This window comes from Nocardia iowensis, assembly GCF_019222765.1.
Taxonomy (GTDB): Bacteria; Actinomycetota; Actinomycetes; order Mycobacteriales; family Mycobacteriaceae; genus Nocardia; species Nocardia iowensis.
This window is the reverse complement of sequence record NZ_CP078145.1, coordinates 1,186,419-1,196,293: the sequence shown is the minus strand read 5'-3', so window position 1 is coordinate 1,196,293 and position 9,875 is coordinate 1,186,419. Positions and strand designations below refer to the sequence as shown.

General features: G+C 63.0%; 12 protein-coding genes. 4 read left to right on the top strand and 8 right to left on the bottom strand.

All coding sequences use genetic code 11. The features are described 5' to 3' along the window. Positions 1–27: 27 nt before the first annotated feature. The 7 genes from KV110_RS05260 to KV110_RS05230 form a co-directional block, all read right to left on the bottom strand. Positions 28–1,284, bottom strand: coding sequence for a hypothetical protein (locus tag KV110_RS05260; protein WP_218473939.1), 1,257 nt, complete (start codon positions 1,282–1,284; stop codon positions 28–30). A gap of 33 nt (positions 1,285–1,317) precedes the next feature. After that, on the bottom strand, positions 1,318–1,833 hold the full coding sequence (locus KV110_RS05255; RefSeq protein WP_218473937.1) for a hypothetical protein: 516 nt from the start codon (positions 1,831–1,833) through the stop codon (positions 1,318–1,320). A 31-nt stretch (positions 1,834–1,864) separates the two neighbouring features. Continuing rightward, entirely contained in the window at positions 1,865–2,134 is a 270-nt protein-coding gene (locus KV110_RS05250; protein ID WP_218473935.1) for a hypothetical protein, read from the bottom strand. Next, positions 2,131–2,433, bottom strand: a complete 303-nt coding sequence (locus tag KV110_RS05245) for a hypothetical protein (RefSeq protein WP_218473933.1) — start codon at positions 2,431–2,433, stop codon at positions 2,131–2,133. Before KV110_RS05245 ends, KV110_RS05250 begins: the two co-directional genes overlap by 4 nt. Positions 2,434–2,551: 118 nt before the next feature. After that, positions 2,552–2,905, bottom strand: coding sequence for a hypothetical protein (locus tag KV110_RS05240; protein ID WP_218473931.1), 354 nt, complete (start codon positions 2,903–2,905; stop codon positions 2,552–2,554). Between the two features lie 52 nt (positions 2,906–2,957). Further along, positions 2,958–3,185, bottom strand: a complete 228-nt coding sequence (locus tag KV110_RS05235) for a hypothetical protein (protein ID WP_218473929.1) — start codon at positions 3,183–3,185, stop codon at positions 2,958–2,960. Further along, positions 3,185–3,397, bottom strand: coding sequence for a hypothetical protein (locus KV110_RS05230; RefSeq protein ID WP_218473927.1), 213 nt, complete (start codon positions 3,395–3,397; stop codon positions 3,185–3,187). Before KV110_RS05230 ends, KV110_RS05235 begins: the two co-directional genes overlap by 1 nt. A gap of 933 nt (positions 3,398–4,330) precedes the next feature. Between KV110_RS05230 and KV110_RS05225 the strand changes: the two genes are divergently transcribed. The 4 genes from KV110_RS05225 to KV110_RS05210 all read left to right on the top strand — a co-directional run bounded on the left by KV110_RS05225 (position 4,331) and on the right by KV110_RS05210 (position 8,454). Continuing rightward, the gene (locus KV110_RS05225) at positions 4,331–5,608 is read left to right on the top strand and encodes an NsdA family TPR-like regulatory protein (protein WP_218473925.1); all 1,278 of its coding nucleotides are present in this window, start codon (positions 4,331–4,333) and stop codon (positions 5,606–5,608) included. 12 nt (positions 5,609–5,620) lie between these two features. Continuing rightward, entirely contained in the window at positions 5,621–6,091 is a 471-nt protein-coding gene (locus KV110_RS05220) for an SAM-dependent methyltransferase (RefSeq protein WP_218473923.1), read from the top strand. Positions 6,092–6,193: 102 nt separating this feature from the next. Further along, a complete protein-coding gene (locus KV110_RS05215) occupies positions 6,194–6,472 on the top strand; it encodes a recombinase family protein (RefSeq protein WP_218473921.1) in 279 nt (92 codons plus the stop codon). Between the two features lie 533 nt (positions 6,473–7,005). Continuing rightward, entirely contained in the window at positions 7,006–8,454 is a 1,449-nt protein-coding gene (locus KV110_RS05210; RefSeq protein WP_218473919.1) for a neutral zinc metallopeptidase, read from the top strand. A gap of 12 nt (positions 8,455–8,466) precedes the next feature. On the opposite strand, the gene KV110_RS05205 is transcribed toward KV110_RS05210, so the two are convergent. Continuing rightward, positions 8,467–9,753 carry an FHA domain-containing protein gene (locus KV110_RS05205; RefSeq protein WP_218473917.1) on the bottom strand — a complete coding sequence of 429 codons (1,287 nt, stop codon included), beginning with the start codon at positions 9,751–9,753 and terminating at the stop codon, positions 8,467–8,469. Positions 9,754–9,875 lie beyond the last annotated feature (122 nt).

Here is a 9,875-nt window from a genome sequence, read left to right as displayed (position 1 = left end):
GGATCGGGCTCGGCCTGTATCTCGGCATCATTGTGTGCGTGGCCCGATTTCGGGCGTGCGTGGGTCTCTGCCCTGCCCTGTACCGCCACGCTCGACGCCCGGCGCGTAACCCGGCTTCGTCTCTACCGCCGCTGTCGGCGGGTGGGCTTGACCTAACGCAAGCAGTTTCTTGACTTCTGGTGAGATGCCTTGCAGCTGGGCTTGTTCCAATGCCTTTGCCCGTTCCTGGGCGGCTTCGCGAGCCTTGTCGGCGGCTTCACGCTCGGCCCGCGCCTTGTCTGCCGCTTCACGTTCCACGCTGGCAGCCTGATTCAGCTCCGGGGTAGATCGTTCCCCGATCTCGACTGTTTCTCGCTCCTGGGGCCGAGCAGGCACCGGGAACGGGAACTCCCGTGCCGCGAGACGGGCGGCGTCACGCTCCACTTGTTCAACCAGGGCCGCTTTAGCAGCTTCGGGTGACCCCCGTTCCGGAGTGGTCTTCTCGGGTGCTTTCCCAGCGGATGGGACCGGGCCGGTCTTCAAGCGCTCTTGAAATTCTCTTACCGTCTTCTCGGCAGCTTCACGCGAAACGCGCTCGCGCTCAGTCTCGGGTGCTTCACGAGTCTTAGCCCTTTCGTCCCGCTCTTGTGCCTGCTGTGCGCGTTCAGCTTGTATGCGTTGTGGAGCTTCAGCTCGGCCACGCTCAGCGCTTTGGCTGAACTTTTGCACCGCCTGGAACTTGCCCTTTACCTCACGCGCTTTCGCGAGCGTGACTTGCTTCTCCCGGCGCTTTTGAAGGTCTACACCTTTTTGTTCACGCGCTTGCTGTGCAACCCCTGGCAATTCGAGTTGTCGTGCATCTTTCTCGCGAGCAATCCCCTTTGCGAACACGTCACGAGCCTGTTCCCGAGTCAGCTCGACTTGAATTACTCGGGCTCCGAATTCTTTGCGTAACTCGTTTAGACCCCTTTCGTATGCCGCCGACACTTTCTCACCGGCGACGGTCCGAATCGTCAGCGTCTCTATCTCGCGTGACGCCAGCAGTTCGCGGTCTTTTGCCAGTTCTCGAAGATCGTTCTTGCTGCCGACCTGGCCGGACTTATCGTCGAGGGCGTGAACCTTGCCCAACTCGTCAGCCCTAGCCTTGTCAAATTTCCTAGGGCCAAACGAGGTGGTGTACGGGGCCGGATGACTGACGTACCCTTTTTCTTGGTCATGAAATACTTCTTCGGTACCGTTCTCGAAGATTCTTCCACGTTCAGGCGGATTGAATTCCTCGCGAATCTTGTCGTACTCATCGGGCATGACCGCCCCCCTGGATGTGAACTTCCGAGCGAGTTATGTGCCCTTGGCTGACGCTGCGTATTCTTCCGCGAACTCTCGCATCATCTCGACCATGCCGGAGAACATTCCACCATCGGCCGGGTCATAGTCTTTGATCATGAGACTCATCAACCCGTAAGCAGTGTCGCCTTCGGTATCGAATCCGTATTCCAGCATCGGGTTCACATCGTCGTAGAAACTGTTCTCGCGGCCGAACCATTCGTAGTCTTCCCAGTGTGCGCCTGCGAACCTGATGAAGCATTCACCGAGAAAGCATATGAACGCATCGGCTATGTCCGCGTTCCCTGGCGTCATTGCGGTAGCCATATCCGGAAATAGATCAGCGACAGCGGCGTCAATCTTTCCTAATTCGGGATCACCTTCGGGCCACGGCTCCGCAGGAATCTCACGAATGCCCGCGCGGTCCATGAACTTCTGGGCTTGTCTCTTGCGGCGTTCAGGGTCGACCCATTTACCCCACGCGGTCTGCTCGACACCCAGATCCATACTCAGCTGTTCGTCGTCACCCACGTCTACCCCTTTCCTGTTGTGGTGTAAGCCTTTAGTGTTCCATGCCTATCGGCTCGCTTTGGGACACGATACGGAACAGGAACCGGGCATCGGGCCACTCGACCAAGAACGTGTGATCATCGAACCAAGTCATCGGATACTTGGCATTGACGAAGATGTTGGCGGAGGTTTCCAGATGCTCGGCACAGTGGTCCAGCGTGCCCGTGGTGAGCGCGGGACCGCGCCCGAGCCCTTCGACCTCCGGCACCATCTCCAGCCTGTAGGGGTCGGCCGCCGGGTCGGGCATCTGACTCGTGCTCATCGCTGGTCTTTGCCGTTGGCGGGCTCGGGACGCTGAGCACTAATGAATCGCTCACGCGCGACGGTCAGCCTGTCGAACTCCGGGCCGGACTGGGGTTCTCCCGCTTCCTCCCACACCGTAGCGGCACACCGGAATTCGGCTCTGGTCTCCTTGTACTCATCTGATCCCACATGCTCGGGGGAGACTGGCCGCAATTCGACTACGGTATCGGCGCGGTTGTCGTCGGCGTTGGTGCTGGTGTTCGTGCTCCGGTCGGTTAGCCAGTTCTCCAGATCATCCAGCGATCCCGAAGCCACCACGGTCTTAGGTCCGTGAGGTATGAACAATTCCCATCCGTAAGGCTGACGCGCTAGCGCATACCCGAAGCGGCCTGCCTGGATAAGCACTCGCTGATGCTGTTCCTCGAATTTCGACATCTCACACCCCCGGCTTCGGCTCGGGCTGGCCGACGGGTGCGTCTTGGTGCCGTGAGTCTGAATCGCTGCCTTTGACCAACCGCACGCCGCGCATTCGCTCGGGGAAGAGACGTTGAGCGTTCGCCACCATCAATTCCACTATGTCGAGCACGTTTTCGTCGGCCACTCCTACTACGGCGTACTCACGACCGGTGTATGGCTGGTGGGCGGTGCGGATGCCGATGAAGCGCATAACCATGCACTCAAGAACCTGGTCGCCGAGCGGCATCAACACTTTGCCGGAATTGATCCCTTGGATCATCAGCACCTCCGCACGATCGATTGGTGTTTCTGTCAGGCGTGATTCGTGCGACACGGACAGTGCCCTCTCTGCTCAAATATGGTGGTGCGGTTCGCGTCTGAGTCCGTCATGGTCGTGGCCCCTCGTACAGTCGTTCGTTCGGCAAGCGCGCTAAACCTGTGGTCTCTCCGGGGACGACGTCCACCGCGTCGAAATACGGCTTCTCGCGCTGCTCCTGGACGAAACACAGTGCGGAGGTGAGGCAGGCAGCGAAGTCGAGTGGTTCACCCGCCAAGGTGACGCGTAGGTGCACGTCGGGTTCTTCCGGATGCGGAGACACCGCCTTGCCCGCCATCACAGTTTCCGCTCGGCCTCGGGCGTGGAATTCTGTTCGGTCAGCCAGTTTTCGAGATGATCCAGCCCGCCCGACTTCACCGGTTCCTTACTGCCTTGGCTGATCAACGACCATCCGTAGGGCGGACGATTGTTGCGCTTCAACCCGTATCCGGCGCGGGCGGCTTGCACGGTCACGCGCTGCCGCAGTTCCTCGAACGTCCCCACGGTCACGCCCCTGGCTTCTTGTGCGTCTGCGTAACGTCCTCGGGCAGGAATTCGGCGGAGTCATCGATCACCCGTGTGCCGATCCATGGGCAGTGACCGGGGACCGTGCCGTCGTGCGGGGCGATCCTGCCGTTGAGCAGAGGGACCAGGCCAGTACAGAAGATGGAAGGGCAGCGGACCTTGATCAGTTCACCGGTCGGACTCCACTCTCCGACCGCGCAAGCTGACAGCTTGATCCACGGGCCACACCCGCATCCACATCCGCAGTCAGCCACGATGCACCGCCAACGATCGCGAATCTCGATCGATCCCGGTGCACCCGAGGATCGCGTCCACGACAACACGGCCTGAGGGGCGAAAAGTGTTGCGTGGTAGTTCTATCCACCGCCTACTACCGCCTCCGGGTTCGCCGGTCGGTGACGGCAACGCGATAGCTCCCTCACGGACTATCAGGACATTGAGCCGGAACAGATTCTTGAACACCTGTGTGTCGTCGTCGGGGACATCCGGGCGAATCAGGAAGGTCCACCGGTTGGAACCAACATGCGCCACGATCGGGCCGACCGCGACGCCCTTACGCTGCATGTATTGGAGCAGAACGCTTCCCAACGATCCGGGCATCGTTACCGCGCCGGTACTCCCGGCAAGGAAGGTGATCCGCCCAGAGCCGGGTGGGTCGATGTTGGCGGCCAGTCCGCACACCAGGCGGTAGTAGACGCATCGAGAGACTGGAGTATCCCCAAACGAAATGTTCTTCATCGGCCTAGGCCCCCTGCTCAGTGGATTAGGTGGCCCGGCCCCCAGGCGGTTTGAGGGGTGAGGGTGACTCGGTCCGACCTCGAGGCACCTACCGGGCACACATCCAGACAAGCAGCCAAAGCCCGGGAGATATACGGATTCATGTCCACAACGTGTCCACAAAACGGTTAGATCGAGGGCATGGACACCCCCGACAGGATCCTTGGGGCGCAGCTCCAAGCGGCCCGCCAAGCCGCTGGGGTGTCCCTACGCGGGTTGGCGGGCCAAGTCCCGTTCAGCAAGTCCATCCTCAACTACTACGAGTCCGGAGAGCGCACACTCACGGCCGATGTCATAGCGTGTTACGAAAAGCGTTTCGGTCAGATCCGAGACCCTGTCACTACGCTCGTGAACCTCGGAAGGGCTGATGTGGAACGGCGCTCTTTCCTACGTGTCGGATACTCCACAGCCATCAGCGCATCCGTGTTGCTCCCGGGCTGGCTCGATCCGGCAATGCCCGCCTCATCGCAGCGGAAGTCCGGAATCCGACAGGTAGGCGCAGCGGATGTCACAGCCGTACGGGACGTTATGGTCTTGTTCTCCCAGATGGATCAACGCCTGGGCGGAGGGCACGGTCGGACGGCGCTTGCTCAATACCTCACCAACGAGGTGACGAGCTTCCTGAAGGGTTCCTTCGCGAGCGCGGCCGTGCGACGCGACATGTTCGCCGCAGCGGGCGAGATGGCCTATCTGGTCGGGTGGATGGCGTTCGACAACGACGAACACTCCGTCGCCCAACGGTTCTTCTCCGCGTCGACCAGGCTTGCAGCCGAAGCAAATGACGCCCCGCTGGCTGGTCATGTTCTACGGGCGATGGCACATCAGGCTGTCGATCTGGGTCACCCTCAGCAAGGTCTACAGCTCGCCGAAGCATCAGTCGACGGCGCTCGCTACCAAGACGCGTGTCCTCGTGAGCGGGCGCTACTCAAGGTCGTACACGCCAAGGCATTGAGCGCGGCGGGACGGGCCACGGAATCCGCGAAAGCACTTCTGAAGGCAGAACAAGATCTAGCGGCGGCGTCCAGTTCGGACCCGGAGCCAGCGCGTGTGTTCTTCTTCTCCGAAGCGAGCCTCGCACACGAAACAGCCTGCTCATTGCGTGACGCGGGCAACCTGACTGGAGCCGCGGATCAGTTTCAACTCAGCGTCCGCAAGCGCCAGGCCAGGACGTTTACGCGAACTCACGCGGTGACGCTCGGCTACCTTGGCAACGTGCAGGCTCAGAGCGGAGACCTCGAACAGGCTTGCGCCACATGGAAGTCAGCGCTTAACGCAATGGTCGGCGTCCAGTCGGGTCGCACCCGTAACGTTGCCCGCGAGATACGCGCAACTGTGGCGCCCTACCTCGGTCGACCGATCGCCGATATACAAGAGATTGACGAGCAGGCCGCAGACTATCTAGCGGCAATCGGAAATTAGAACAGGGGTTGTATGGCTGACGAAGTGTTCGAAGTGGTCCCGGTTGCCCACGTGATTGGTGGCCGCAGCGAACCTACGGACGATCACTGGGGAGGCACCGAAGCGATCATTCGCATTGATGACTCCCGGTTCACCGAAGAGTCGGTACAGGGGCTGGAGGCGTTCAGCCATCTTGAGATCGTGTTCCGGTTCCACCTCACGGATCAAGCGGATCTGCACTTCGGTGCGCGAAGCGCCCGCGACAATCCTGAGTGGCCGAAGGTCGGCATCTTCGGCCATAGGAATATGCGGCGGCTCAACTGGCTGGGGGTCTCCCGCACTCGACTGCTTCGGGTCGACGGCCTGGACCTCCACGTTGCCGAACTGGATGCCGTGGACGGAACACCCGTGCTGGACATCAAGCCGTGGTTTGCGGAGTTCGGTCCACGCGGAGAAGTCCGGCAAGCTTCATGGTCTGTCGAGATGCTGAAGGACTATTTCTAGCGGCCGGTTGCGGCAGAGCCGCCTATGCGGGTCACAGGGGTGACAACGGCTCTGCGCGCACGAGTGACCCTATCCGGTTGTCGCTGTAGCTACCCTGGGTCCATGATCTACGGCTACGCCCGCGCCGCCCATCCTTGGGACCTCACCGTCGAAGTGGTCTCCCTCCGTCGCTCCGGTTGCGATGAGGTGTTCCACGATGCCTACACCGAGGACGATCCGCGCGAAGACTGGGCGCACCTGATCGAGCGCGTGCAACCGGGAGACACAATCCGGTTCGTGGAGTTCGATCGGGTAGCCCGCGACCCCGACGAGGCAGGGTTCATCCTGGACGGCTTGACCGAACTCGGCGTGCACTCTGAGTTCCTGGTCGGACGGTACTGAGCCGGCCGAGAACGCAAACAACCCCCGGAGCGAACTCCGGGGGTTGTCTCTTACGAGGGACCATCGCGTCGTGTGACCTTCGCCACTTGACCGGCGTAGCGGCTCGGTAGCTGACTTCGAAAAGTCAACGGCGTGTCGCGATCATGACACGCCGATGGAGATGTGAAGCCGCAGTGCGAACCCAAGGGCTTCGATCTTCGCTCGGGTATGGGACGTAGCTCTCCGGATCGGGAAAGTGACGGGAAAGTGACGATTTGAGCCAGGTTTCGGCACGGAGGCCCCCTGCTGACCAGGGGTTAGACCCTCGCTATGGAATACAGCGGATACTATTCCATCACCCGGACATCGGCGGTGCCCCCGACGCGCCTTTGCCCCGATCCGGCGACCGATGTGAACGCGATACCGGCCTATCAGGTCGCCCCTGCCCGGGAGGCCCCCATCGAGGACAAAGAACACACCGCGACGGAAGCGCCGAACACCGAGCCGGTCAAACTAATTGGTACAGCAGACCCGGGAGACCACGAGGGGGAGCCTTGCCGAAAGCCCGTGCGACGGCGATCATTACCGCCGCGCTGATCGTTGTGCTGCTGGTCGCGGGCTGTACCCGAATGGTGGACGGCCGGGCCGTCTCGATCTACGACGACCCGTTCAAGGTGGCGGGCCTGCCCACCACCAGCGGGCCCAGCGGACCGCGCGACGGTGTCCAGGACAGTTCGCTCACCGCCATCAATGGGGACGGCGGCCCCGAGGACACCTTGGCGCTCAACGCCGTCGACGACATCCAAACCTATTGGCGCAGCGAATTCGGCAAGGAATTCCAGAGCGCCGATTTCCAGCCGGTCGACAAACTCGTCTCCTGGAGTGCCGAGGCGCCGCGCAGCGAGTCACTCGAATTCTGCAAGGAGACCACCTTTCACCTGGTGAACGCCGCCTACTGCCGATTGGACAACTCCATCGGCTGGGACAGGTCCGTGCTGCTGCCCGCCATGTCGAAAACCTTCGGCAAAATGGCGGTGGTCATGGTGCTCGCGCACGAATACGGGCACGCGGTGCAGACCATGGCCAAGCTCGTCGGCAGCAAGGATCCGGTGATCGTCAAGGAGCAGCAGGCCGATTGCTTCGCCGGCGCGTTCATGCGCTCGGTCGCCGAGGGTAAATCCAAGCACTTCACCATCAACACCTCCGACGGCCTCAATACCGTCCTCGCCGCCACGGTGGCCATCCGCGATTCCGACCCCGACGATCCGGAAAGCGTGCACGGCTCCGCCTTCGAGCGGGTCACCGCGGTGCAGGTCGGCTTCACCGACGGCCCGAAGGGTTGCAAGGGCATTGATATCGATGAGGTCAATCAGCGGCGCGGCAATCTGCCGAAGGACTTCACCGGCGACCCCGGACGCGGCGAGTACGCGATCAGCAAGGAAAACCTGATCGAGCTCAGCAAGGCCCTCGCCGCCCTGCTGCCCACCAAGCCGTTGCCGACCTACGACTACTCCGGCGCCAAGATCGCCTGCCGCAGCGGCGCCGGCACCGAGCCGGTCAGTTATTGCCCCGACAAGAACACCATTGGCACCGACATTCCCGCCCTCGCCCAGCGCGGCGCCTCCAACTGGGACGTCGACGATCCGCTGCCATTGAAGGTGACCGGCGATTACAACGGCTATGTCGTCTTCATTTCCCGCTACACCCTCGCGGTGCAGCAGAACCACGGCCAGCAACTCCTCGGACCCAAGGCCGGACTGCGGGCGGCCTGCCTGTCCGGCGTGGTCACCGGCAAGCTCGCAACGCCGAACCGGCCCGCCTCGCAAGGCGATATCGGTCTTGCCGCAGGCGATCTCGACGAGGCGGTGTCCGGGTTGCTCACCGACGGACTGGCGGCCAGCGACGCGGAGGGCCAGACCGTCCCGAGCGGCTTCGCCAGGGTGGACGCGTTCCGGGCTGGCGTATTGCACGGCGAGAACACCTGCATGTCGCGGTATTCCTGAGCCGCAACGGGTTCAGCGGCCGAACGGTGGCGGGGCCGCGTGCTCGAAGCGGAGCACGCGATTGCCGAGCATCACCTCGGTGCCCGGGACCAGCACCATGGATTGGTTGGGGGCCAGGCGAATCCAGTCGCGGTAGCCGGGCAGCCGGGTACGGGTGCCGTTGGTCGAGCCCCGATCCACCACTGTCACATCCCAATTCAACAGGTGGATCTCGGCGTGGGCCCGGGACATGCCGCCGGAAGAGTCGTCCACCCGCAGCGGGACGAGACCGCGCTGCGCGGCATCGGAATGTTCTGGGTCGCGGCCGATCACGGCGTCCGCGGCGAGGACGTAGGTCATGCCGTCGTCGAGGATCAGCATGCCGAGCGGTGGGCGGACCACCTCGATCAGCGGCTGAGTCTGGTCCACCGGCATGCCGCATACCGTGCAGAAGGCCGAGCGCGGATCGCTGGGATGCGCTCGGGCGCACTTGAATCCCATCACCTTGACGGTGAGCGCCGTGGCCTTCGCCGTCGCTTCCAACCGGCGCTGCAGGTCCGGGTCCGGCGGCGGTGTCGGGGTGGTGCCGCTCAATTGGGTCTGCGCGTGCTGCGGATCCTGCGCCGTGTCCGGACCGTGCGCGGCGGTCGTGGCCCGACTTCCGGTGTGCGGCTGCTGTTCCGGCGGCGGATCGTGGTCGATGCGCGCGGTCGGCACCGGCGCCTCATCGTCGCGCCGGTGCGTCCCGCCGCGTACGGCCACGCCCGCAGGCGCCCAGGTGCGCGCGCCGTCGGACCAGACGATCGCACCGCCTGCCTGCACGATGCCTTCGACCAGCCAGCCGATGCCGCGCTGCACGGGCAGTTCGGGGATGCGCCCCTTCGCGTCATCGACGAACAACGCGACCGCACGCGGCGGCACACCCGCCACCCGGTCGACGGTGAACGCCGCGTCACTGCCCCGATAACGCTCGATCGTTCCGTCCCCGGCCAGCACCGCCGTCACCGCACCGTGCAGAAATATCGCCACCCCACCGTTTTCCGCGGCGGAGAGAATGCCGAAGTCGATCGGCTCGCCTGGACTGATCTGCTCGGCGTGCTTCATCAGCCATCGCGTGGCCTGCCGCGCCACCAGCGCCCCCGGCCCGTTGGGCTCGTGCTCGGTCGCCTCGCGAACCAATTCGGCCAGCGATTCCAACGCCAGCGCGGCAGGCGAATCCGGTGTCGGCCTGTCCTGCCCGCGATGCCCGACAATTACGACCGCCCCCGCGACCCGCGCCACCGCATGAGTACCGAAGACCACCTCGACCTGCCGATCCATCAAAGGTATCGGCCTCTGACGAGGGTGCGGTGCAGGGTGATCGCCACACCGACAAGGGTATGGCAATCCCACCGACTATCGACCCCCTCCCCTGCGTCCGTCCGGTAACTTCAGTGACAGCA